The sequence below is a fragment of the Planctomycetota bacterium genome, assembly GCA_021414025.1.
Classification (GTDB): domain Bacteria; phylum Planctomycetota; class Phycisphaerae; order Phycisphaerales; family SM1A02; genus SYAC01.
In genome coordinates this window covers 1-24771 of record JAIOPG010000003.1, presented here as the reverse complement: position 1 = coordinate 24771, position 24771 = coordinate 1, and the positions used below count along the sequence as shown (strand labels likewise).

Here is a 24771-nt window from a genome sequence, read left to right as displayed (position 1 = left end):
TGGGAATTGCGGCGCGTCCGGACTCCGCGCCGACCGCGTTAGAATGACCCGATGGAATCATTCGACTTTCCACCTCCCACGCCGAGCGACTTGGGCGACCGCGAGATCGTCCGGGAGAGCGACGCGCTGGACGGCGTGCGCGTGGCGCTGCTGGTGACGGGCGGAATCGCCGCGATGCGCACGCCGATGCTGGCCCGCGCCCTCCGCCGACAGGGCGCCTCGGTGACCGCGTTCTGCACCGAGGAGTCGCTTCGCTTCGTGGCCGAGGAGGCGCTGGCGTGGAGCACCACGCATCCGGTGATCGCGCGACTCACGGCGGATTCGGAGCATCTTTCCGATGACGCACCCTTCGACGTCTACCTGGTGGCGCCCGCCACTGCGGCCACCATCGGCCGCATGGCCCACGGCATTGCCGAGGGCGCCGTCGGGGCGACGCTCGCCTCGGCCATCGGGCGGATGGAACAGGGCCGGGCGAAGGTCCTGGTGGCGCCAACCATGCATGGTTCCATGCACAATTCGATTCTGGTCAAGGCCCTGGGCGAACTCCACGCCATCGGCGTGCGAATCATCCCGCCCTGCGATGCCTATGGAAAGCACAATCTGCCCGAGGACACGGCGCTGGTCGCCGAGGTGGTCACCGCGGCGGCCTCGCTGCGGGCGCGGCGGTAGGTTTGCCGGCCGTGCCGATCTTCGAATCATGAACTTCAAAGCCTGATGAACTTTTCCATAAGGATTCCTCCGATGACCGCACTGATTCTCTCCCTGCTCGTCTGCTGCCAGACGCTGCCGGTGAAACCCGACGCTGCCGCCGTGCCGCCCGCGACGAAGACCGGCGATGGCGTGACGCCACGTCGTCCGCCCTCGAAGCCCAAGGGCCCCGCGGTTCCGGTCACCAAGGAGACGCAGGTCGTCGAGGCGCCGGGTCCGACCGTCTCGCCCGCGTTCGGCAACGTGCTGGCCTTCGCCGGCGACCGGCTGGTGATCAGCGGCGCGGTGCTGTCGCGCCGCGGCGGCGCCGAGGGACAGATCTTCACCTTCGCGATCAAGGATGGGAAGTGGACCTCGATCTCCGAGATGGTGCAGGTGCAGGCGATGGCGCCGGAGGAGTTCGCCATCCAGCGGATCCTGGGCGACCCCGAGTTCCTGCTGACCAACATCGTGCGCAAGACCAAGTCAAGCGAGATCATCTCCTACGCGCCGGCGGAAGGGCGCGAAGCATGGAAGCAGTCCGGCTCCATCAAGGCGCCGGCGAACGAGAAGGTGATGAACTTCGGCGCCGCGATGGCCCTGAGCGGCAATCTGCTGGCGGTGAGCGAGGTGAGCTCGCGCCCCAACCAGAAGGACGAGGACTTCTCGACCAATCCCCGCGTCTTCATCTTCGTCCGCACGCCCGAGGGGTGGAAGGCCGAGGGCGCGATCCGGCGCGACGCCGAGCGCACGCCCTGGTGGTTCGGCATCTCGATCGCCCTGGACGGCGACACGCTGGCGGTCGCCAACCCCATGGGACTGCTTCCCTTCACGACGGACAAGGTGCGCACCAGCCTGGAGCCGGCGATGGTGTGCGTCTACCGCAAGGGTCCCGAGGGCTGGAAGCTCGAGCAGGAGATCCAGAACTTCGGCCTGAGCCCCTACCAGGGTTTCGGCGTCAACATCGCCATGAAGGGCGACCTGCTCGCGGTGCGCTCGGTCAATCCCTACAACCGCGACGACGAGATCGACGTGAGTGTGCTGCGCCGCGTCAATGGCCATTGGGAATCCGAGGGCGCGCTCCAACCCGGCGCCGGCGTGACCAAGGGCAAGGGTTATGGCTTCGCGATGGCGATCGACCAGGGACGGATCATCGTCGGCGACGCGACGGCGGTGGAGGGCAGCGACACCAACGGCCGCGCCTACGTCTTTGAGAAGGGCGAGAACGGCTGGCAGGAGAAGTGGCGGCTGGCCCCCAAGGTTTTCGTCTCTCCCAATTCGTTCGGATCCGCCATCGCGATGCAATGGCCATGGGTCGCCGTCGGTCGCATCCGCAACGAGCGCCTCGGCATCGAGCCCGGCGGCGCGCTGCTCTACAAGCTGGACGCCGGCGCCGCGCCGACGTCCCCGGCCAAGCCCGGCGAGTAGCCGGGGCGATGCATCATTTCCACCAGCGCACGCTGAAGGCCAGCAACAGAGATCCGGCGGCCAAGTCGAAGGGCCGCTCCCAACCCCTGGGCCATTGCGTCGGCGCCAGTGGATTGAGCAGGACCACCAGCGCCGCGAGGATGCCGCACCAGATCGGACTTTGATTTTTCGCGGCAAGGAAGGCGCTGACCGCGGCGATGCAGCAACTGGCGGGGCGGAGCCAACTGTCCGCATCGTTGATCCAGACCTGCGTCAGGATGCCGAACTGGTAGGCGCCGATCGCCACGAGCCACGCGCCGGCGGCCGCGTTCACGACTAGCCACCATCGACTCATGCCCGTCCTATCGGATGAATCGTCCCGCTGGCTACACTCGCGGCCATTCAAGGAGCGACATGCCACGAAAGATCCCCATCGCCCTGTTGCAGCACGCGGCGCCGCCGAGCGAGCCCCGCGACTCGGTCCTCAAGCGCGTCGAGCGGATGGCGCGCGAGGCGAAGGAGCGCGGCGCCAGGATCATCTGCACGCAGGAACTCTTCGCCGGGCCCTATTTCTGCCAGGTCGAGGACGCGTCGCGCATGGACCTGGCCGAGCCGATCCCCGGCCCGACCACAGGATTCCTGGGGCGGCTCGCCAAGGAACTGCAGGTGGAGATCGTGGGTTCCCTCTACGAGCGCCGCGCGCCGGGTCTCTATCACAACACCGCGGTGCTTCTGGACCCCACGGGCAACATCCTGGGGAAGTACCGCAAGATGCACATTCCGGAGGATCCGCGCTTCTTCGAGAAGTTCTACTTCACGCCGGGCGACCTGGGATGGCAGGCGGTCCGCGGCCGCGACGCGTCCATCGGCATGCTGGTCTGCTGGGATCAGTGGTATCCCGAGGCGGCGCGGCTGACTGCGCTCAAGGGCGCGGAAATCATTTTCTATCCCACCGCGATCGGATGGTGGCATGGCGAAACGCCCGGCGACGCCAAGCAGCAGAAGGAGGCGTGGAAGCTGATGCATCGCTCCCACGCGATCGCCAATGGCGTCTTCGTCGCCGCGGTGAACCGTGTGGGCACCGAGGACGACCTGAAATTCTGGGGCGGAAGCCTGCTGATCGATCCGGGCGGCGAGGTTCTCTGCGAAGGCAGCGAGGACAAGGAGGAGGTGCTCATCGGCGAGTGCGATCTCGGTCGCATCGAGGAGCTCCGCCGCGGCTGGCCCTTCCTGCGCGACCGGCGCGTGGACGCCTACGCAGGATTGACGCAGCGATTCCTTGACGGTGGCGACTCATGAATCCGGCGCCGGCTCCTCCGGTCGATCCGGAGCGCTCCGCGGCCAGCCAGGGTTTCACAATGCCCGCGGAGTGGTCGCCCCTTGAAGCAGTCTGGCTTGTCCGTCCCCACAACGAGGAGACTTGGCCAGGCTGTCTTGATCAGGCGCAGGCGGAGTGGGAAGCGTGGAAGTCAGCCATGGAGAAGGTGGTGCGCGTCCGCACGACCGACGAGCTTGGGATCAAGACCAACGATTCCTGGATCCGCGACTTCGGCCCGGTCTTCGTGAAGGACAAGGTCGGGCGGGTCGCCGCCCATTCCTTTGTCTTCAACGGATGGGGCGGCAAGTACGAGACGCGATCGCTCGACGACGCCGTGCCCGACGCGATGCAGCGCGAGCTGGGCCTGCCGATGTGGCGCCATCCCTTCGTCCTGGAGGGCGGCAGCATCGACAGCAACGGCGCCGGCACCCTGCTGACCACGCGGCAATGCCTCGAGAATCAGAACCGCAATCCGGGGAGCAAGACCGCGGACATCGAGCAGCAACTGCGCGACGCCCTGGGCGTCACCAACATCGTCTGGCTGCCCGGCGGCATCGAGGGCGATGACACCGACGGCCACGTGGACGATGTCACGCGCTTCGTCCGCCGCGACGCGATCGCTGCGGTGCGCACTGAAGCCGGCCATCCCGACCACGCCATGCTCGAGGCGAACTGGAAGGCGCTGGAGCTCGCCCGCGACGAGCAGCGCCAGCGCTTCGAGCTGCTGGAGATCCCGGCGCCGCAGCCCCTGCACTACGATTTTCCGGCGGATCGCTTCGGCCCCGGCGGGCGGCGCATGCTGCCGGCGAGCCACGCCAACTTCCTCTTCGCCAATGGCGTGATCTTCGTGCCGGCCTTCGGCGGTCCCAGCGACGACGTCGCCTGCCGCATGCTGGAGAACGCGACCGGATTCCGCGCCCAGCCCGTGATGGCCCGCTCGCTCGTGGTCGGACTCGGAAGCCTGCACTGCCTGAGTTGCCAGCAGCCGCAAGCGAAGTCATGACGCACGACGCCATCCAAGTCGAGGCTCCCAAGCCGATCGTGGACGGGAAGTCGGACGCGGAGATCTTCCTGGTGGAGTGCGCGCAGAGCTTGCACCATTTCGGGGCGCCCGCCCACGTGCTCGAGGCGGAGATGGTGCGGACCGGCGCCCGCCTCGGCCTGGCGGCGCAGATCTTCAGCCTGCCCACCTACCTCGTGATCTCCATCGGCCCGCTCGACCGGCAGCGCGCCTTCCATCTGCGCGTCGATCCCGGTTCGATCCAATTGGGGCGCCGCGACGAGGTGCACCGGATCCAGCGCCGCGTGCTCGAAGGCGACATGACCTGTGCCCAGGGCAGCCAGGCCTTCCGCGAACTGAACCAGCGGCCGCCCGACTTCGGCCCAATCTGGCAGATGCTCGCCTACGGACTCTCCGCGGGGGCGGCGGCGCGTTTCATGACCGGCGGCTTCCGCGAGGTCGTGGCGGGCGCCATTCTGGGAACGCTCGTCGGTTGTCTCGTGGTGCTCTCCAACTTGTGGCGCGACCGCGCCGCGGTGGCGGACTTCGTGGCGGGGATCGTCTCGGTGGTGGGGGCGTGGCTGCTCGCCTGGCTCTTTCCGCCGCTGGCGACCAACATCGTGGTGATCGCCGGCGTGGTGGCGCTGCTGCCGGGATACACGCTGACCACGTCGCTCACCGAGGTCGCCACCCGCAACCTGGCCAGCGGCGGAAGCCGGTTCGTCGGCGCGGCGATGACGCTGTTGGCGCTGGGGTTCGGCATCGCGATCGGCGATCGCATCCTGCAGCATCTGCCGCCCGTTGCGCAGGCGGTCAGCGAGCCGCTCTTTCCATGGACGCTCCTTCCCGCGGCCGGACTCATCTCGCTGGCGATGATCGTGATCCTGCAGGCGCGGATCCGCGACATCCTGATCATTCTGGGCGCCGTGCTTCTGGGGCTCTACGGGGCGCGCTTCGGCGCCGTGCTGGTCGGCCCGCAACTGGGCGTCTGCATTGGCGCCTTCGTGCTGGGCCTGGCCGGAAACATCTTCAGCCACATCACCAAGCGGTCGGCCATCGTGGTGAGCGCGCCGGGATTGATCCCGCTGGTGCCCGGCTCCCTGGGCATGCGCGGCGCGACTTCGCTCTTTCAAAATGACGCGGCCAGCGGAGCGGACTGGGCGATCGCGGCGCTGGTCGTCGCCGGCTCGCTGGTGGCCGGGCTCCTCGCCGCAAACGTCTTCGTGCCGCCGCGGCGCACGGCGTGAGGTGATCGCGGATTTCGTTGCGATCGGCCGCGCGTTGGTTCAGGCGGTTCGTGCCGCGGCGTCGGGAGCGAGCGAGGGGTAGGCACCCAGCACCTGCTCCAGGCGCCGGTGGGACCGCGCGACACGCTCCTTCGGCAATCGGCCATCGGCGATCGCGTCGCTCAGCGCCTCGATGACGCGGCGCTGTGTGGCGATGTCACGGCACGCCAGCACCAGATCGCAGCCCGCCTCGATGGAGCGCACCGCCGCCGCGCCGCTCTCGAAGCGGTCGGCGATGGCCTTCATGTCGAAGTCGTCCGTCAAAATCAAGCCGTCATAGCCCAAAGTCTTGCGCAGCATCCCCTCGATCACCGTGGCGCTGAGCGTCGCGGGCACGCCGGGATCGATCGCCTCGAGGACGACGTGCGCCGTCATGATCGCGGCGACCTTTGCCGCGATGGCGGCGCGAAAGGGAACCAGCTCGAGCTGCTCCAGGCGCGGTAGCGCGTGCGCCAGGCTCGGCAGGGCCAGGTGGCTGTCCACATCGGTGTCGCCGTGGCCCGGAAAATGCTTGCCGCACGCGGCCACGCCGCAGCGCTGCATCGCCCTGACGCAGGCGGCGCCGAGCTCCGCCACGATGGCGGGATCGCGGCCGAAGGAGCGGTTGCCGATCACGGGATTGTTCGGATTGCTGTCGACATCGAGCACAGGCGCCAGGTTCATGTTGATGCCGCAGGTCCGAAGCGCCGTCGCGGTGTCCGCGCTTGCCAGCGCCACCGCCTCGGCCCCGAGCGCGCCCAGCGCCCGCGCCTCGGCCTGGTCGGGAAATGGCGCGCCGCGGAAGCGCTGTACGCGGCCACCTTCCTGGTCGACGCAGATCAGAACGCTTCGACCCGCCGCCTCGCGGATCGTCATGCACAGATGGGCGAGTTGCGCCGCGTCGCTGTAGTTGCGGGTGAAGAGCACCACGCTTCGGACGCCGCCGGCCAGCAGAGCGGCCTCCTCCGGCCGCAACGACGTGCCCGCGATGCCGATGCACACCAGGGCGCTGGCGGAGGCGAGAGGGGTCGAATGCCGCGGCGCGTCATGCATCGACGAATCGTAGTTGATGCGCCTCACGCGGTGGCGCAGGGATCAGGAGAACATCAGCAGCAGCAGGCCGACGTCGGCGGAATCCGTGGTGCCGTCGCCGTCCAGGTCGGTCAGGCCGCCGATCTCGTATTGCAGGAGAAGAATGCCGAGGTCGCCGGAGTCCACCACGCCATCATTGTTGAAATCGCCCTGCAAGCCGCACCATCCCAGGCCGCCCTCGGCGAGCAGACGCACGCCGTCGACGCCGGCTTCCACAACGCAGTCGGGATCGGTGTTGGTCGCCGTGAAGCGGAGTCGCAGCGTGGATGAGGGATTGACGAAGTCGCTGACATGGAGCAGGCGGTGCACCCATCCCACGCCGGTGTCCGCGGGCGAGACCGTCTCGACATTGGCCCAGTTCTGGCCATCATCCTCGGAGATCTCGATCACCATGGAGCCCTGGTTCGGATTCGCGCCGGTGGTGTTGTCGAACCAGAAGGAGTAGCTCAGATGGGCGTTGAGCGCCGTGGAGGCGTCCAGCGCCGGGCTGGTCAGGGTCACGCTGCCATCCGCCACGCTGTTGCCCTCGATGTTGCCAGTGACGAAGCACTCGCCGCTGCCATCCGCGTCGATCAGCGGATCGCCGTGGAATCCGCCGCCGTTGGGGGCGGCGCGAGTCCAGAGACCGGAGGTGGCGCCCGACGCGTCAGCCGTCCAGGAGAGGTTGGACTCAAAATTGTCCGCCCACATGACCAGATTGATGGAGGAGGTGTCCGCGGAGAGCCACTGCTGCGGCATCGCCGCGGGCCAGGTGCCCATGCCGCCGGACGCGCCCATCCGCGCCGAGAAGCCGTAGAGAACGCGCGAGCCGCAGTTGAAGCCGGGGGTGGTGAAACTGTAGGTGGTGCCCGAGACCAGGACGCCGTTGATCGTCGAGGAAGCCGCGTCGCCCTCGTACTTCCACATCATCTTGGGGGCTGCCGGCGCTGAGGCTCCCGAGGGCGAGGTGAAGGTCACCAGGATCTCCTCGCCGCCGGCGCTGTTCAGATTCACGGGGAGGCCATTGGGAAAGTCGAAGCCCATCGCCTTGCACACGCCCTTCGGGCTGGCGAGCGCGGCCTGCAGTCCGGCGCGGCTGTAGCTGGTGCCGTTGTTGGCGCCGCCGCCGAAGGAGCACCCCGCGTGCGTGTGGATGCCGATCGCCACGCCCTGGCCCTCGACGATCACCGGCGATCCGGAGTTGCCGCCCATCGTGTCGACCGCGTACTGCAGCGTCGTGCCGGGGTTGTTGGTGAAGGGGCCGGTGCTGGTCTGGTTGGTCTGACTCGCGTTGCCGATGTCGAGGCCGAAGCCCGTGATGCGCAGCGTGACGTCGGCGACGGGGGGCGGGGCCGCGCAGATGAAGGAGGCCTGCTGCTTTTGAAAGGGGGTCAGACCGGTGTTCGAATTCGGAAACACACCGAAGTAACACCAGTCGTTGCCGATGCCGCCGTTGGCGTACTGGATGCTCGACGCGTCAATGGCGTACTGGTCCTCCGGCGGCGGATTCACGACCGAGCCGTTGCCCAGCGAAAGCGGAACATGAAACTGCGCCACGGAGAATCCGGGATCGGCGGGGCAGTGGCCTGCCGAGAGGAACATGTGGTTCGCGTCGTTGATCATCCAGCCCGTGCAGCCCACCGAGGTGATCCGGCAGACGCGGGGATCGGTCGAGGCGATCCGGTCGTCGACGCCGCCGCACTGCGATTTCATGATGACGACGGGTTCCTCGCCCACCTGCGCGGTGGCGATGGAAATCTGGCTCAGGGCGTCGCCCTTGCCCGTGATCAACTCGACAATGACGGCGTCGCCGTTGAAGTAGGCGCTGGTGTTGTGCCACTGCTCAAGGCTTTCGGCGGTGAGGATCTGCTCCGCGCCGTCGAGCAGGCTGGTGATGCGGATGTAGCTGTCGGTCTGGGCGCCGCTCATCGCCCGGGCCAGGGTCGAGCCTTCGCCGAATTCCAGGCGGAGCCACGAGGCCTCGGGCGCTTGCACGAGCGAATACCAGGCGAGGCGCTCCTCCTGCGGCATGCCGTGCTGCGCGCCGGACATGGCTCCCACCGCAACATCGGACCAGATCATTGGAATGTCGCCGAACGATTCGCCGCCGCCGGCGAGTGCAAAAGACGAAATCCACGCCGGGAAAAACACAAGACAGGCGGCGGCATGATTTCGGGTATGGCGCATAAATCCTTTTCAAAAACAAGCGCAACGAACCGGGGGTCACGGACTCTGTATCTCAAAGTAGCCCGGTTTTTTCAGGATCGAAGCGAATTTTAAAAAATGCTAATTCATATCTCATCGCCGGGGTCTTATAACTTCGGCTTTCGAAGCTTTGTGGTAGCCTTTTGTCTGAAAGGGTTTTGCTCATGATCAATTCACGCGCCGCGGGTTCCGCGTTCTTCAAGCTGGTTTTTTCCTGCGTTTTGCTCTGTGGCGCGGCGGCCCGGGCGCAGGTTCCCGCGGAATCCGCAACGCCGGCGGGCGGGAAGCTTTCCCTGGCGGTCGGCGCCGTGAAAGTCACGGCGGCAACCACGCGCACGCTGACCGATCGCGGGCAGATCAACGAGCTGGGGCGCGTGACCGAGGCGCTCGACGCGCAGCTGGTCCCGGCCTTCCAGGAGACTCGCAAGTTTGACGTGGTGGCGCGGAGCGACCTGGGCGATCTGATCAAGGAGCAGGACCTGGGCGCCAGTGGAAACGCCGACGCCGGCGACCCGAACGTGGCGAAGGCGGGCAAGCTCGCGGGCGCCCGCTACATGGTGGTCGCCTCAATCACCGACTTCCAGGACAATGTCCAGACCGCGGAGTTCGAGGGCATCGGCAAGAAGGCGACCAAGCGCATCGTGAGCCTGATGTGCGTCGCCAAGATGTATGAATCGAACACAGGGAAGCTGCTTGAATCCGCCAGCCTTCGCATCGACAACTCCGATTTTGTCCGCAACCCGGAGTACCTCACCAGCGAGAAGGGCGCGAGCCTGACCGAGCAGGCCATCGTGGATCTGGCCGCCATGATGTCCTCAAAGATCGCCAACCGCATGATGGACGTGCTTTTTCCGGCGAAGATTCTCGCCCTGACCGACGGCGTCGCCACCATCAACCGCGGCGATGGCACGGGAGTGAAGGCCGATCAGATCTGGCAGGTCTCGGCCCAGGGCAAGGAGCTCGTCGATCCCGACACGCGCGAAGTGCTCGGCCGCGAGGAGGTCAGCATCGGATGGATCCGCATCACCGAGGTCCAGTCGAAGTTTTCCAAGGGAACCGTGTGCGGATCCGATCTGGGAATCGACGTCGGTTGCGTGGCCCGGCTCTCCAACCAGACGGCGTGTCCGGCCAATGCGCCGGGCGGTGCGTCGATGAAAAGTGAATCACGCGCCGCGGGCTCAATGGTCCCGGCCGCTCCGACGCCGACCATGTCCCCTGGCGCCGCGACGCCGACGCTGCAGAGTGGGGGAGCTTCGGCTCCAGCGGCCACGCCATACACCGCCGCGATCTTCATCACGAACCGCTGCAAGGACATCGCCGTCGACAAGGTCTCCATTCTCGAGGACTTGATGGTGGCGCGTCTCGAGGGCGCCTGCTTCCGGATCATTTCGCGCGAGGACGTCATCAACAGCCTCTCCAAGCTGGCGGCGACGGGACCCAACCAGGGAACCCAGGGCACGCCCACCGGCGAGGCCAAGACCGCGCGCGACGTGATCGAGGTGCTCAAGGGCGGCGCGGAGCGCTACGAGGACCTGGACAAGCTGCTCTCGGATCAATCCTCGGCCACGGCGTTGGCGGGCAACCTGGGCTGCCAGTACGTGCTGATCGGATCGCTGACCTCGCTGGACAACAACGTCAAGAACTTCCAGGACGAGCGCCTCGGCGTCAAGACGGAGAACGTGACCTACACGCTCACCGCGACCTACAAGATTCTCGACGCGGCGACCGGCAGGATGTTCGTCTCCGGCGAGGCCGCCGGCGAGGAGACCTACCGCAACACGCCCAATCTCAACACGCAGCTCACGCTCACCGGGCCGCTCTTCAAGCAAGTCTCGGCGGGCATGTGCCGGCAGCTGCTGGCCAAGTGCGGACAGAACCAGGTGGGCGCTCCGAGCGAGAGTGCCACCGGCGGATTGTCGGTCACCTGCACCATGCAGGATCTCACCGTGCCCGAGCTCGTGAAAAACGACGCCGGCCGCTTCGAATTCACTGGCAACTCGATGCATGTCCAGCCATCACAGCTCTCCGCGGTCGTCGAGATCGATGGCGTGGTGGTCGGCTCCGTGCCGACGCCGAATCTCGCGGCATTGCCCGCGAACTCCGGGCTGCACAAGGTCGCGGTGAGTCGCGCGGGGTTCAAGACCTGGGAGAAGACGATCAACATTCGCGCGGGCGGGACCACCGAGCTGGTCGTCCCGATGCAACTGGACGAGCCCGGCTATGAGCGCTGGCTGGCCAACACCGCGTTCCTGCAGAACACGAAGGAAAAGCAGCAGCTGACCGACGCCCAGGTGGAGCAGATGAAGGCCTTCGCGGAATATCTGCGCAACTCGAAGTTCTCGGTGGACTACAAGGTGAACACCACGCAGGCCCCCGTGACGATCTATCCCGGCATCTACGGTGGACAGATCATTCCCTAGGCGCCGGCCGCCCCAAAAGTCCCGACGAGCCATGTCGCTTCCTGATCGCGATTCCGGCTCGCTGCAAACAGCCCTCCGCGCTGGCGGCGTGTCCATGCTTGTCATGCTGGCCGCAGGTTGCGGCTACGACGCCAAGATGCGGCCGACGATGCAGTTGTTTGATCAGGGACAATTTTCCGAGGCCGCCAACGAGATTGCGCCGCTGCTCAATGAATACTCCCTGCAGGACTCCAATGGCGACGGCACGTCCGACGCGCCGATCAACGGGGTCATCTACAACCTGGAGGGCGGAGCCATCCAGCAGGACGCGGGGCAGTACTCGCAGAGCCTGGCGACTTTTCAATCGGTGTGGAACGAGGTCTCGCCCTACCTGGACGAGGAACCAGAGGCCAAGGTCACTGAGGAGGTCGCCGCCGCGCTGACCAATCAAACCATCCGAACCTACCGGGGTACCGGCGTGGACCGGATCATGCTCAACACCTACCAAGCGCTCAATTACTACGCGCTGGGTCGGTCGGACAAGGCGCAGGTGGAGTTGCGCCGGGCACAGAAGTGGCAGGAGGATTTTGTGGCCCGGCATCAGTCGCGCATCGACAGCGAGACGAAGGCCTTCGAGGAGGCGGGCCGGAAAAATGGATACGACGCGGAGAAAACCCTCCAGGACTCCGGCTTCCAGGCCCAGATGAACTTCTACTACGGAACCATCCGCGAGATGCGCGGCTACTCGAACTACGAGATTCCCTACGCCACCTACCTGCGCGGCGTGAACCGCTTCGCCACCGGAAGCTTCGAGCAGGCGCGGGTCGCCTTCAAGCGCGTCGCCGAGATGCTGCCGCCGCCGACGAGCGAGGTCGCGCTGCGCGATGTCGCCCTGGCCGGGGAGGCGGCGGAGGGGAAGACTCCGACGCAGAGCATCTTCATCTTCGTCGAGGCGGGCCGCGGCCCGTCGCTCAAGGAACTGCGCATCGACATTCCGCTCTTTATCCAGGAGGTGCCCTACGTCGGCGCCGCCTTTCCGCTGCTTGAGTTCCACGATGAGCCCTCGGTGACTTTTTTCACGGTGGAGGGCGCCGGCGCCACGGCCGGATCGGCGCTGCTCACGGACATGGACGCCGTCGTCGCGCAGGATTTCAATCAGCGCCTGCCGGGGATCATCATCGCCACCCTGGTCTCCAGCGCCAGCAAGGCGGCGGCGACCTACGGGTTGCAGCAGAGCCTGGGGGATTGGGGGGCGATCTCCGGCGCCATCTACCAGGCCGCCCTCAATTCCGCGGATCTGCGCTGCTGGCTGACCCTGCCCAAGCGGGTGCTGTGGGCCCGGGTGGACCGGCCCGAGTCTGGCGCGATCTCGCTGACCCTCTCCGACGGCCGCGCGATCGGCCCCATCGCGATTCCGGCGGGCCCGGCAACGGTCATCCGCGTGCGCAGCGTGGCGGCGGGAACGCAGCCCGCGGTGCTGGTCTTTCCAATTCCAAACCCGGGATGAACTATTCTTGCCTTCAAGGAGAACTGCTGCCATGCCTCGACTGATCCAAAGCGTCGCCCTTGTCCTCGCGCTCGCCGCGTGCAACACGATGAACACGATGACGCCGGATTCGGGCGGCGGCCCGGGCACCAAGGGATTCCAGCAGGTCGTGACCAACGGATGGCTCAACTACAAGGCCAATGTCACCGACGTGCGCGAGGACGTGGTCAACGGCGATCAGAAGCGCGTGCAGGTGGCGGTCTTCAGCAACCAGTTGAATCCGCAGAGCTTCTCCTACCGATTCCTCTGGTTCGACGCCAACGGCATGCGCATCACCGGCGCCGCCCAGGCCTGGCAGACCCAGCGGATCATGCCGCAGGAGACCATCACGATCCGCAGCATCGGCCCGACGCCGACCTCGACCCAGTGGCAGCTGCAACTGCTCGACACCAATCTTCCGCTCACCCAGTGAGCCCGCCCACCCAAGGATTCCTTCGATGCACACCTCCCTGAACACCATGTCCCGCGCCTCTCTCCTGGCCTCGCTCGCGACCCTGACCGTGCTGTCGGCCTGCACGCCGGCGCGGCGCATCGACTCGCGGGGCAATGAGGTGATCACTTCGACCAACAAGGTGGACATCCAGGACTTCAACCTTGCGGCCGACAAGCTGGTGCAGAGCATGAGCGAGTCGGGAATCTTCGCGAAGTCGGCTCATCAGCCTTCGATCCTGGGCATCAGCCGGATCACCAACGACACCTCCGACCAGTTCGACACCGACGAGCTGATCAAGAAGATTCGCATCGCCCTGCTGCAGACCGGCAAGGTGCAGGTGAGCACCACCGAGGGCCTCAACGGCAAGCCCGAGGACCCGATGGCCAAGGGCACCAAGGACATGCGCGAGTTTCAGAGCGGCAAGAGCAACGAGATGCCGCGGCTGACCGACTACACGCTGACCGCGAAAATCCTTGAGAACAGCGTGGCCGAAGGAAACACCAAGCAGACCTCCTTCATTTTCCAGATGAGCCTGACCGACACCAACAGCGGCCTTGCGGTCTGGGAGGGCGAGGAGACGGTCACCAAGCAGGGGCAGAGGAACGCGATCGGCTTCTGAGCGGAGATTCGCTCGGGGCCAGGGACGGAGGACGGAGATCGTTCCCGGACTTTTGCAGGCAAATCGACAATCCGGCCGAAAATGGTTCATGCGGCGCCTTCGCCGCGTCGATTGTTGATTGGATCTCCCATGGCAAACACGAGCAAAAATCTGGACGGCTATCTCGACGCCTGGGAGTCCAAGCGCATGTGCGGCGGTCGCGCGCTGAGCGACGCGGAGCACGCGGTGGTGCTGGAGGTCGGCGAGCTCGTCGGCCGGCTGCGCCTTTCGACCGATGTGCCCTCCGATCTGATGGACATTCTGCGGCGCTTTCAGAATGACGCCGCCGGCGCGCTGCAGCTTCTGGCCAAGCGCTTCGACACCAGCGCGATCGAGCTCGACCTCTACCGCCGGAGCTGGCGCGACGTCCATGACGCCGCGTTTGACCGCCTGCTGCAGCTCCGCCTGGACTCGATGAAGTCGCGCGGCGAGAGCGACGCCAAGATCCTGGCCTTCAAGAACGAACTCTGCTTGTGGCGCGACCAGCTCGCCCGGACGCGCCGCCAGCGCGAGAAGATCCGCGTCGACCGGGCTCTGCAGGAGGCGGCGGAATTGTCGCGGCGGCAGGAACTGGAGCGTCAGCGGCTCGAGGCGCAAGCCCGCGCCGAGGCGGAGGCAAGGCTGGAGCATGAGCGCAAGCTGGCCGAGCAGCTCGCGCAGCAGGAAGCCACCCTGGCCGCGCGGGCGAGCCGGCTCGAGTCGATGAAGGAGACCCACTCCGTCTCGATCGCGCATCTGCAGAAGGAAATCCAGATGGCCGAGGAGGACCGGCAGGGCTCCCAGAAGACGCTCGCGGAGATCGAGGAGCGCATCGACCAGGCCGAGAAGATCCATCAGCAGGCCACCGCGGCGCGAACCGCGGCGGACCAGGCCCGCGGCCAGGCGGTCCAATCCCGCGGAAACGCGGGCCAGTTGCAGGGCGCCGCCGAGAAGGCGGCGCAGGAGGCGCAGCGGCTGACCCAGGAGGCCGAGGAGTTCCGCCAAGCGGCGGCGGCCTCGAAGGCGCACGCGGACCAGATCAGGGTGGCCGCCGAAAGCGACCGCGCCGCGGCCCAGGAAGCCGAGGAGCGCTGGAAGCGCGACCAGCGGCTGGCTCAGGAGGCGCATGAGCGCGCCGAGGCGACCCGAGCATCCGTGCTTGAGGCGCAGCAGCGCGCCGAGCGAGCCCAGCAAGCAGCACGGGAATCGGAGAGCCGCGCGGCGCGGCTCGAGGAGGCGGTGCGCGTGGCGACCGAGCAGGCCTTGAAGGAGCGGGCGATGGTGCAGACCATGCTCGACCGCGTCGAGCGCGAGCGGGCCACCGTGGAGGAGGCGCGTCAGCGCGCCGACGAGGAGCGAAAGGCGGCGGATGCCGCGCAGCGAAGGGCCGGCGAGCAGCGGGCCATCGCAGAGGAGGCTTTGCGCCGCGCGGACATCGAGCGCGTCGCGGCCGAGCAGGCCTCGGCGCGGGCGGACGCGGCAACCGCGCGCGAGCGCGAGCTGGTTGAGAACGTGGAAAAACAACGGGAGCTGGCGGTGGAGGCGATGCGCCGCGCCGACGAGCTGCTGGCCACCGCCAAGGCGGCGGGGGACGAAGCCGGAGTCGCCCGCGGAGAATTGTCGCAGGCGATCTCCATGCTCGAGAAGGATCGGACGGCCGAGATGGAGGCCCGCGCCTCGGCGGACCGGGAGCGGACCGCCGCCATCGAGGCGGAGCGCCGCGCCCGACGCGAGCGCGACGCGGTGGAGGCCGCCAACGGCCGACTCTTCAAGGAAATCGAGGCCATTCGCGAGGCGGACGCCCAGGCCGAGGCCGCCTTCGCGCAGGCGCGCGAGGCCGGCGCCCTGAGCCAGGAGAAGCAGCGGCAGGCCGCCGAGGCCCAGGCCCGCGTGGACGCGCTGATCGCGGAGTCGGAACTGGCCGAAGCCGAGGCCGCGCGCCTTGAGCAGGAAGTGGAGCGGGTGGAGCGCGACCTGGACCGCCGCCGGGCCATGGCACAGGAGCAGGCGAAGCGGCTGCGCGAACGCAGCGAGGCGTGCGAGCGCCTGCGCCAGGCGGTCGACGCCGCGGAGAAGACCTTGAAGCTGGAGTTCGAGGCCATGGCGCTGGAGGAGCAGGCCGTCCGCGAAGGCGCCTCGGTGACGCAGACCATCGACAAGCTGGGCAAGTCCCTCGCCGAGGCGCAGAGCGCCGCCAAGCAGATCCAGCAGCAGCGCCAATTGGTGCAGGCCGAGCACCAGATGCTGGCCGACCAGGAGACCGTCGCGCTGCGCCGCCAGCTGGAGCTGGACCAGGAGCTGACCGAGCGCGTCGAGACGGCGCGCAAGCGCGAGCAGGAGGCCCGGCAGCGGGCCTCGCAGCTTCGCATCGAGCTGAAGGAAATGTCCCAGCGCACCGATCCGGCCAAGCGGGAAGTCGCCTAGGCCACCGCGGGCCACATCGATTCGTCCGCCCGCTCGGCGTCAAGTCGAATCGCAGACCCACCCACGCATGCCATGGGATTCGCCGGGAGCGTTCTCCTTTCTGCGGTAATCTTCCTCGATGAAGATTCGGTTCCGGCACAGCCTGCTCGGACAATTCATTTTGTACGGTGTGCTGCCCTTCCTGCTCATCTCTCTGGCGGTGGTGGTCATCAATCGCAGCCGCCTTGAGACGCTGCTGGGACAGCTGAGCGAGGAGGAGGCGCTGGTCGATGCGGAAATGATTGCCGCGAATTATGAGTCGCGAAACCAGGCGACCGTGATGACCGCTCAGACCATGGCCAGCGCCGCGGAACGCGGATTGTTCGGGAAACGTGAGGAGAGCCTGGAATTTGCCCGCCAAGTCATGGAGAATTCCTCACGGGTCAACGGCTGCTGGTTCTGTTACGAACCCAACGCCGATGGCAAGGACGCCTCCTACGCGGGTGCCGTGCGAGCGAACATTGAATTGCCCTCCGCCGCATTGGATCCCAAGGGCCGCTTCATTCCCTACTGGTACCGCGACCTCCAGCAGGGCGGCAAAATTTCGCTGAAGTCCCTCAATGAATTCGAGAACATGTGGAATCAGGGACCGCTGCGCAATTGGCGGGACCACAAGAGCCGCGCGCCCACGATCACGGAGCCCTACACCTACGAAGGCGTCATGATGACCGAGTGCACGGTTCCCATTGTCATCGACGGGAAATTTGCGGGGAATGCGGGGGTGGACCGCTCGCTGATCCAGATTGAAAGCTACCTGCAAACCCTGGCCACGCGCACGGGAAACAACATCTTCATGGTTTCGGCAGGCGGGAAATTCATCGCGGCGGTCGCACCGCTGGATGGCCAGGGACGCGCGATCGCGGATTTGTCGCAACTGAAGACCCAGGAAGTCGCGTCAACCCCTTGGGGACCCGTGCTGGCGCCGTTGCTGAAAGGGAGTGACTCGGCCACGGCCTGGCTGGAGGATCCCATCGCGAAGTCCCAGACTGTTTTTGCGACGGCAAAAATCCCGACCGGTGGCTGGACGGTCCTGGTGGAGATTCCCGCTGGAGAGATTCAGGGCAGAATTTTCAATTTCGCCATGGTGAGCGGCTCCATCGCCGTGGCCTCCATCGTGTTGGTCACCATTCTGTTGGTGCGTCTGGCCATGCGGCTGGCGGGCAGGATTCGAAAGGGCGTGCAAGCCGCCTCGATCGTGGCCCAGGGCGATTTGAGCCGCAGCTTCGCGGATCCCTCCAATCTCGACGAGTCGGGAAAACTCCTGCAGACCATGGACGAGATGGGACAGCGTCTGGCCGGCCTGGTGGGCAAGGTGCGCGAGGCGACCATCGCCATCACCGGCACCGCCAACCAGATGACCGCCGCCAGCCACCAGCAGGACGAGGTGGCCCAGTCCTTCGGCGCCAGTTCCAGCGAGATTGCGGCGGCGATCCGCCAGATTTCCACCACCGGCGCCGAGCTCTTCCGCACCATGGAGGGGGTCTCCGCCAGCGCCAAGGAGTCGTCGCGCCTGGCCAACGAAGGCCGGACCGATCTCAAGTCGATGGGCGTGACCATGGACGCGCTGGCCAAGGCCACCGGTGAAATCTCCGGCCGACTGGCCGCGATCAACGACAAGGCCAGCAACATCAACGCCATCGTGGTCGCGATCACCAAGGTCGCCGACCAGACCAACCTGCTCTCAGTGAACGCGGCGATCGAGGCGGAGAAGGCCGGTGAAAGCGGCAAGGGATTCCTGGTGGTGGCACGCGAGATCCGCCGCCTCGCCGACCAGACCGCCTCGGCGACGCTGGACATCGAGCGCACCGTCGAGCAGATGCAGACCGCGGTTTCGGGCGGCGTGATGGAAATGGACCGCTTCGCCGATCAGGTGCGCCGCGGCGTGGGACAGGTGAGCTCGATCGGCCAGCGGCTCGCCGGCGTCATCCAGGGAGTGGGTGAGATCGGCGGTCAGTTCGGTGAGGTGACCACGGGCATGCAGAGCCAGGTGCAGGGGGCCGAGCAGATCCGCCAAAGCATGGATGGACTTTCGCAGAACGCCAGCCGGGCCCGCGACGCGACCAAGGAATTCTCCGAGGCCGCACAGTCGCTGATTCTCTCGATCAGCGTGCTGCGCGAAGCGGTGGCGATCTTCAAGCTCGCCGACCAGGCCCGCAAAAATCAGGTCTGAAAGAGGGCGTAGCCCTTGGATTGCAGGTCCATGACGCGCAGCCAGCCGTCGTTGTCGACCTTCACCCCCGGCAGCAGGTCGGCGTTGCCGACGCCCAGCTCCTTCATGCGCCCGCCGCACGCCTCGATCTGCGCGCCGGACTTCTGCAAATCGGTCACCAGGCTCTTCCAAGGATTGCCGTTCTTCGAGCCCATCACGCGGTTGAAGGCGGCGTCGTTGAGGGACACCACCAGGGCCGGCCCGTCGAAGACAAAGATCAGGCTGGTCTGCGTGGCGCCCGCGGTCTTGGCGGAAGTGATGGCATCGCGCCAGTCGGCGAGTCCGTAGAAGACCACATCAGCCGAGGGGCGCCGGTTGGCGTAGACCACGGTCTGCCACTTGTCGACCTTTGAGTTGATGTCGGGCTGGACCGCCGGCGCAGGAGTGAGTCGCGACGCCGGCGCGCCGGCGAAAGGCTGGGTTGAGGCGGCGCAACCGGCCGCGGCGCAGGAGACGAGGATCGGCAGAAGGAGGGTTCGCAGCATGCGGGCAGCATAATCGCACTTCGACGAGCCGTCCGGCGGCGGAGGCGTGCCCGGCGCATTTGATTGCTGGCGAAGTTTTTGAAAATGCGTCAGAATGAGCGGGTGCAGCCTGACCAGGAGATCCAATCCGCGGTGGAATCCATCCCGCACCTTCACCCGGTCGTGTCCCTGTTGATCTGGGCGCTGGCGATCTATGCCACGGTGCTTGGCGTCAAGCTCTTCCTTCGGGGCCGGAGCGACACGAAGTGGCTCGGCGCCGGTTTGCTGATCGCCGTGTTCGGCTGGGCGGGCATCGCGTTTGGCTGGGAATACCCGCTTGAAATCGTCGTCCACGACGCAGAGAAGCTTTCCACCCTCGTCGTGCCGCTGCTTCGGACGATCATGGAGTTCGGTCTGGTGCTGGCCTCGGTCAGCCTGGCGCTTGTGGTGCTGAGCAACCTGTGCTTCACGCTGCTGGGCAGCGACCTGATCCGGCTGCAGAAGGCGGCGATGCGCTTCGGCCTGGGAATCATTGGCATCGCGATCATCTACCAGGTTCATTTCGCCGGCCAGTACTCGATCCGGACCCTGGTGCTGGGCGTTGGTGGAGCGCTGGTGTTTGTGGTCGGCCTTGGTCTGCAGCGCACGCTCACCAATCTCTTCTCCGGCTTCGACCTGCAGGCGGACAATGTCTTCCAGAAGGGGGACATGGTGCAGATCGGCGTGGGCGGACTCGAAGGCGTGGTGTGGGACACCAGCCTGCGCTCGACGCGCGTGCACACCCTCGACGGCCAGATGCTGATTGTCGCCAACGGCGAGCTGCTGGTGAAGGAGGTCCTCAACCTCGACCATCCGACGCGGGCGCTGCGGGTGCGGCGCAACGTGAATATCTCGTACTCATCCCCGCCGATGCTTGCCAAGGAAGTCATGCTCCAGGTGCTCAAGCACGACGTCGACGTCCTGTCCAATCCGGCTCCTCTGGTGCTGCTGAACCAGTATCACGAATCGGCGATTGTCTACGAGCTCCGGTTCTGGGTGGCCGACCGCCGGACCATGGACGAGACCGTGGACGGCGTCCTCACCAAGGTCTGGTACGCGCTGCACGAAAGCAACATCGAGATTCCCTTCCCGATCCGGGCGGTCCGAATGGTGGACATGAACGCGGAGGCCAAGATCGCGGCGGTCAACGAGGAGAACATTTCGAACAATGAAAGCATCATCGCCAGGTGCCCGCTGTTCGACGAGGCGCACATGAGCACTTCGGAGCGCAGGGTTCTGGCCCGCAATTCGCAGGAAATCGAATTGAAGCCGGGCGAGCTGGCGGTGCGCTACGGTGAGCAGAGCGACCACATGTACATGGTCATGCGCGGCAAGGTGCGGGTCCTGCCCAAAGGGAAGGAGCCGGTCGAGATCGAGGCGCCAAACTGGTTCGGCGAGATGGCGCTGCTGCTCAACCAGCCGCGCTCGGCCGATGTGGTCGCCGGGGAGAATGGCGTCACCTTGCTGCAGTTCTCCAAGGAGAGCGTGATCGCCGTGCTGAAACGGCGCCCGGAGTTTGCCAAGGAACTGCGCCAGATTTCCGACGACCGGCGGATCGCCTCCGGCATTCAGGGTGAAAAACTCAAGCCGCCCACCTTCGGACAGCGGGCCATGCTTCTGTTCAAGCATCTCGCCAAGGCGATGAAGCCCTGGTGACCGGAAATTATTTTGAAGAGGCGGGTTCCGCGGGTTTCCTGGTCGATCCGAAGGGATCGTGAAACTCGAAGGGCACCGCGCGGACGCCGTCGTCGCCGGGAAGCAGGACCAGGATGTCGGGCTGCTTGCCCGAGAGGTCGGCGGGCACGTCGAAGGTCCAGGCGGTGGTCAGGTTCGCCGAGGGATCCTGCTGCGAAGAGGCGGCCACGCCCTGTCCCTTGATGCGCTTGCCGGCGAAATCCAGGACCAGCTCGGGAATCGCGCCGGCGCCGGGCGAACGGGTCACCTCCACTGCGTAGACGTTGGTCATGCGGCATGCATATTCGTTGACGCGCAGTCCGTGCTTGGCCAGCGCGGCCGTGAGCTGCTCCTTCGACTGGAGCAATTTGTGGGCATCAGCGATGAGGTTGCCCTTGTCCGCGCCGGTGCCCACGCGGATCTTGGCGTCCAGCGGAATTGAGTCCGTCGGCGAAATCTTGATCGTGCCCAGCCCGTCGACGCGGGGCTTGCTGGTGTAGAAGGGCTTGCCGGCGCCCGTGACCAGGAAGAGATTGGGAATCGTCCCCCTCTTCTCGTTGGAATAGACGAAGAAGAGATTGAAGCGCTGCTGCTCGCCCAGATCGGCCAGCTTCAGGCCCTTCGCCTCCAGCAGGCTGCTCTTGGCGTACTGGTCCTTGACGCGGGATTCCGGCGGAACGCGGATCACGGTCTTGCCCAACTTGAGTTCGAGGGTGCCCTGGATTTTCGCGATGGTTGGCTCGGCGCCCGCCGGTTCGACGGCGAGCGGGACGAAATAGGCGGTCGTGTCGCCGATCATGGCGGCCTCGCTGCCGGCGTCGCGCCACGCGGCGCTGTTGGCGTCACCCAGTTGGGCGCTGATGGCGACCGGTTTTCCCGCCGCGTCCGTGGCGTTGAGCGCGGTCAGCCGAAACGTCCGGGAGAGCAGGCCCCGTTCGCCGCCCCAGCAGAGCTGGGCCGTGGCTTTCGCGTCGGCCTGCGCCGGCGCGGAGGCAAAGAAGACCTGGACGCCGCTGGGTGCGCTCGAGGCGAGATGGTTGGCAACGATCGTGGGTCCCGCGGCCGGTGCGAGGGCCAGCGCGGCCGCCGCCACTCCGAGCCAAACGCATTGAGCGAAAACACATCGCATGGGTGCGAGTCTACTCTTGAACCGCCCGCGGGTTCGGGAACAAGTTCAAGGAAGCCACGGCGCGACGCGGGCGATTTCGCGGGCGGTGATCTATCTTGCGCCGGTCATGCCTCCCGGACCGACTCCATCAGCACATGCGCCCTTCACCCTGAGGCACCTGGTGGCGGATGTCTTCGCCCGACGCATCGAGCCCCGGGAAATCGACGTCAAGGATGGGCGGATCGTCGCCATGCGGGCAGCGAGCGGGCCGGTCGAGGACGGAGTGCTGATCCCCGGACTGATCGACGCCCATGTGCATGTGGAGAGCAGCATGCTGCCCCCGAGCGAATTCGCGCGGGTGGCGGTGAGGCATGGCACGGTCGGCACCGTGAGCGATCCGCACGAGATTGCCAATGTGCTGGGCGAGGCGGGCATCGAGTTCATGCTGCAGGACGCCCGGCGCCGCAACTTCCAATTCTGCTTCGGCTGCCCCTCGTGCGTGCCATCGACGGCCTTCGAGAGCTCCGGCGCGACCATCGACTCGAAGCAGGTCGCAAGCATTCTCATGCGGCCCGACATCCATTACCTGAGCGAGATGATGAACTGGCCCGGGGTGCTGCATGGCGACGCGGAGGTCTACGCGAAGATTGCGGCGGCCAAGGCGCTGGGCAAGCCTGTCGACGGTCATGCTCCGCAGCTCAGGGGAAATGACGCAGCGAAGTACATCGCCGCCGGGATCTCCACCGATCATGAGTGCGTGACCCTGGAAGAGGCGCGGGGCAAGGCGCAACGGGGCATGAAGGTCCTGATTCGCGAGGGCTCGGCGGCGCGAAACTTCGAGGCGCTCTGGCCGCTGCTCAAGGAGATGCCGCAGATGTGCATGTTCTGCACCGACGACGCGCATCCGGACATGCTGCTGGCTGGGCACATCAATGTGCTGCTGGCGCGGGCGGTGGCGTGCGGCGTGAACTTCTACGATGCTCTGCGCGCCGCGACCGTGAACCCAATCGAGCATTACGGCCTTGGCAGCGGGTTGCTGCGCGTGGGTGACCGGGCCGACATGGTGCTGGTGGGTGACAACGTGCAGTTTCATGTAAGCAAGACCTGGATCGCCGGTGAGCTGGTCGCGAGGAACGGGCAAGCGACCTTCGAGCGGCTGCCGGTGGAGACGCCCAACAGGTTTCGCGAGGCGACATTTTTGCCGAATGATTTCCGCGTGGCGACCAAGTCAGCAGGAAGCGTTCAAGTGCGGGTGATTGTTCCGCACGATGGCGAGCTTGTGACCAGCGAAGCGATTGAGTCATTGGCCGTCAGAGACTCGACGATCGAATTGGATCCGGCCGATGGTCGCGACATCGCCTATCTGGCGGTGATCAATCGCTACACGCCAGAGCCGCCGGCCGTCGCGTTCATCAAGGGGCTGGGTCTGGGCCGAAAGTCGATCGCCGCGAGCGTGGCCCACGACAGCCACAATGTCGTTGTCGCTGCGGGCACGCGCGAAGCACTGGCGAAGGCCGCCAACGCAGTGTTCCGGGCCGGCGGCGGGCTGGCCCTGATCAATGGCGAGCGCGAGCAGGTGCTGCCGCTTCCGATTGCGGGGCTGATGAGCGACAAACCGGCGGAAGAAGTGGGGGAGACCTACAAGAAGTTGACCCGCGAAGTGCAGGGGAAATTCAAGGCGCCCTTCATGACCCTGAGTTTCCTGGCGTTGCTTCCGATCCCGGCGCTGAAACTCAGCGACCGCGGCCTGTTCGACGCGCAGAAGTTTCGTTTCACCAACCTGCAATTGTGAGTTCGTACGAAGTATGCAATGCGCAAGTACTGGGTGTTGTTTCATTGGCGCAGTGAGCGAGGTGCTATCACAAAGCGAGTTAGCGGAGGGGCGAGTCTGCGAGCCCCGGAGCGTTGTCTGAGCGACTGATAGCACCTCGCTCACGGAGCCTCGTTGTCTGAGCGACTGATAGCACTTCGCTCACGGAGCTAGGTTGCCTGAGCCACTGATAGCACCTCGCTCACGGAGCAATCGGTCATCTAAACACGGGTGGCAAACAAAAAACGCCGTCGGAAAACGGCGTTCATGAAAGCGGGCGAAGGGGCTCGAACCCTCGACATTCACGTTGGCAATGGGAAAGCCCACAGATGTAAGTGCTGCAAATAGAGGACTTACATCAGAGTCCAAAGGCGATTGCACTCCTGAATGCACTTCGAAAGCCGGAACCGGTCACGCCAAGGTGCAAAGGGCCGCCACCAATGACGCCGGCTTTTTCGCCGCCCTGAGCATGATTGCGGGACTTCCGCTTTCCGATGCCGAGAAGGCCGATGCAATTCGCCGGCTTCTGGCCAACAAGTAGGTCCCCCATGGTCCACCGTGATCGTTGCGCCGCCGGGCTTGGGCCGGGCAAGTCGGGCAAGCATGCCGGTCGCCCCAACCGGTTCTCGGCGTCATCGCTCGAGTGGTATGGGGCGAGCCAACTCGGAGTTCACGCGGCCCTGCTGACTGAGAGTGATCAAAACCGAACCAATGCAGCGATTACGGTGCGGAGCAATCACTTGCATCCAGTCGCCCACGCGCTGTTTCTGGTCGACCTAGGCCGAAGTCCAACGACGACACACACGACTTGATCCGAGGCCACACGAATTTGTTCAGCCGGCAGCAGGGGCTGGTACGAATGCCGCTTCTGCCGCCATCTGCAGGGCCATCATCTTCTGCGTTGGTTTATCGACCGGCCAGCCCGTGATGTTTGCGTGGTTCTTGGGTTTGGCTGTGGGTTCAACGCGAAGTGTAAGACGCGTCACCACCAACGCCTTGACATCGGCACGTCCATGCAGTGGTAGCGCCCGTCCCT

Annotated in this window: 19 protein-coding genes; 13 read left to right on the top strand and 6 right to left on the bottom strand. The window is 65.8% G+C overall.

Annotated elements, in window-relative coordinates; genetic code table 11:
• The first annotated feature begins 51 nt into the window (after positions 1-51).
• Both K8R92_04415 and K8R92_04410 read left to right on the top strand, forming a co-directional pair.
• Positions 52-669: a hypothetical protein gene (locus tag K8R92_04415; protein ID MCE9619132.1), complete on the top strand. Its 618-nt coding sequence runs from the start codon at positions 52-54 to the stop codon at positions 667-669.
• Positions 670-741: 72 nt separating this feature from the next.
• Positions 742-2115, top strand: coding sequence for a hypothetical protein (locus tag K8R92_04410; GenBank protein MCE9619131.1), 1374 nt, complete (start codon positions 742-744; stop codon positions 2113-2115).
• A 13-nt stretch (positions 2116-2128) separates the two neighbouring features.
• Here the strand turns inward: K8R92_04410 and K8R92_04405 are convergent, their stop codons facing one another.
• Positions 2129-2449 carry a hypothetical protein gene (locus tag K8R92_04405; protein MCE9619130.1) on the bottom strand — a complete coding sequence of 107 codons (321 nt, stop codon included), beginning with the start codon at positions 2447-2449 and terminating at the stop codon, positions 2129-2131.
• 59 nt (positions 2450-2508) lie between these two features.
• Here K8R92_04405 and K8R92_04400 point away from each other — a divergent pair, with 59 nt between their 5' ends.
• Genes K8R92_04400 through K8R92_04390 form a run of 3 tightly spaced genes read left to right on the top strand, consistent with a single transcriptional unit; the run spans position 2509 to position 5659 of the window.
• Positions 2509-3393, top strand: coding sequence for a carbon-nitrogen hydrolase (locus K8R92_04400; protein MCE9619129.1), 885 nt, complete (start codon positions 2509-2511; stop codon positions 3391-3393).
• Positions 3390-4415 carry an agmatine deiminase family protein gene (locus K8R92_04395; GenBank protein ID MCE9619128.1) on the top strand — a complete coding sequence of 342 codons (1026 nt, stop codon included), beginning with the start codon at positions 3390-3392 and terminating at the stop codon, positions 4413-4415. The genes K8R92_04400 and K8R92_04395 overlap by 4 nt, the downstream gene beginning before the upstream one ends.
• Positions 4412-5659: a threonine/serine exporter family protein gene (locus K8R92_04390; protein MCE9619127.1), complete on the top strand. Its 1248-nt coding sequence runs from the start codon at positions 4412-4414 to the stop codon at positions 5657-5659. The genes K8R92_04395 and K8R92_04390 overlap by 4 nt, the downstream gene beginning before the upstream one ends.
• Positions 5660-5698: 39 nt before the next feature.
• Here K8R92_04390 and nagZ read toward each other — a convergent pair whose 3' ends face one another.
• A complete protein-coding gene (gene nagZ / locus K8R92_04385; GenBank protein ID MCE9619126.1) occupies positions 5699-6730 on the bottom strand; it encodes a beta-N-acetylhexosaminidase in 1032 nt (343 codons plus the stop codon).
• Positions 6731-6772: 42 nt separating this feature from the next.
• A complete protein-coding gene (locus tag K8R92_04380) occupies positions 6773-8935 on the bottom strand; it encodes a dockerin type I repeat-containing protein (GenBank protein MCE9619125.1) in 2163 nt (720 codons plus the stop codon).
• Positions 8936-9117: 182 nt separating this feature from the next.
• Here K8R92_04380 and K8R92_04375 point away from each other — a divergent pair, with 182 nt between their 5' ends.
• The 6 genes from K8R92_04375 (at position 9118) to K8R92_04350 (ending at position 18601) form a co-directional block, all read left to right on the top strand.
• Entirely contained in the window at positions 9118-11373 is a 2256-nt protein-coding gene (locus K8R92_04375) for a PEGA domain-containing protein (GenBank protein MCE9619124.1), read from the top strand.
• A 31-nt stretch (positions 11374-11404) separates the two neighbouring features.
• Complete coding sequence (locus K8R92_04370; protein MCE9619123.1) at positions 11405-12859, top strand: hypothetical protein; 1455 nt, start codon at positions 11405-11407, stop codon at positions 12857-12859.
• Between the two features lie 31 nt (positions 12860-12890).
• Positions 12891-13310 carry a YcfL family protein gene (locus tag K8R92_04365; protein ID MCE9619122.1) on the top strand — a complete coding sequence of 140 codons (420 nt, stop codon included), beginning with the start codon at positions 12891-12893 and terminating at the stop codon, positions 13308-13310.
• Positions 13311-13335: 25 nt separating this feature from the next.
• Positions 13336-13950, top strand: coding sequence for a penicillin-binding protein activator LpoB (locus K8R92_04360; GenBank protein ID MCE9619121.1), 615 nt, complete (start codon positions 13336-13338; stop codon positions 13948-13950).
• A gap of 129 nt (positions 13951-14079) precedes the next feature.
• Positions 14080-16392 (top strand): hypothetical protein, encoded by a 2313-nt coding sequence (locus K8R92_04355; protein ID MCE9619120.1) that lies wholly within the window; start codon positions 14080-14082, stop codon positions 16390-16392.
• 118 nt (positions 16393-16510) lie between these two features.
• Complete coding sequence (locus K8R92_04350) at positions 16511-18601, top strand: methyl-accepting chemotaxis protein (protein ID MCE9619119.1); 2091 nt, start codon at positions 16511-16513, stop codon at positions 18599-18601.
• Here K8R92_04350 and K8R92_04345 read toward each other — a convergent pair.
• A complete protein-coding gene (locus tag K8R92_04345) occupies positions 18592-19125 on the bottom strand; it encodes a DsrE family protein (GenBank protein ID MCE9619118.1) in 534 nt (177 codons plus the stop codon). The genes K8R92_04350 and K8R92_04345 overlap by 10 nt on opposite strands.
• 84 nt (positions 19126-19209) lie before the next feature.
• Between K8R92_04345 and K8R92_04340 the strand changes: the two genes are divergently transcribed.
• Entirely contained in the window at positions 19210-20799 is a 1590-nt protein-coding gene (locus K8R92_04340) for a mechanosensitive ion channel (protein ID MCE9619117.1), read from the top strand.
• 7 nt (positions 20800-20806) lie between these two features.
• Here K8R92_04340 and K8R92_04335 read toward each other — a convergent pair whose 3' ends face one another.
• Positions 20807-21946, bottom strand: coding sequence for a hypothetical protein (locus tag K8R92_04335; protein MCE9619116.1), 1140 nt, complete (start codon positions 21944-21946; stop codon positions 20807-20809).
• A 106-nt stretch (positions 21947-22052) separates the two neighbouring features.
• On the opposite strand from K8R92_04335, the gene ade reads away from it, so the two are divergent.
• On the top strand, positions 22053-23717 hold the full coding sequence (gene ade / locus K8R92_04330; protein MCE9619115.1) for an adenine deaminase: 1665 nt from the start codon (positions 22053-22055) through the stop codon (positions 23715-23717).
• Between the two features lie 851 nt (positions 23718-24568).
• Here the strand turns inward: ade and K8R92_04325 are convergent.
• The coding region (locus K8R92_04325; protein MCE9619114.1) for a hypothetical protein at positions 24569-24771 on the bottom strand (203 nt) is incomplete at its 5' end.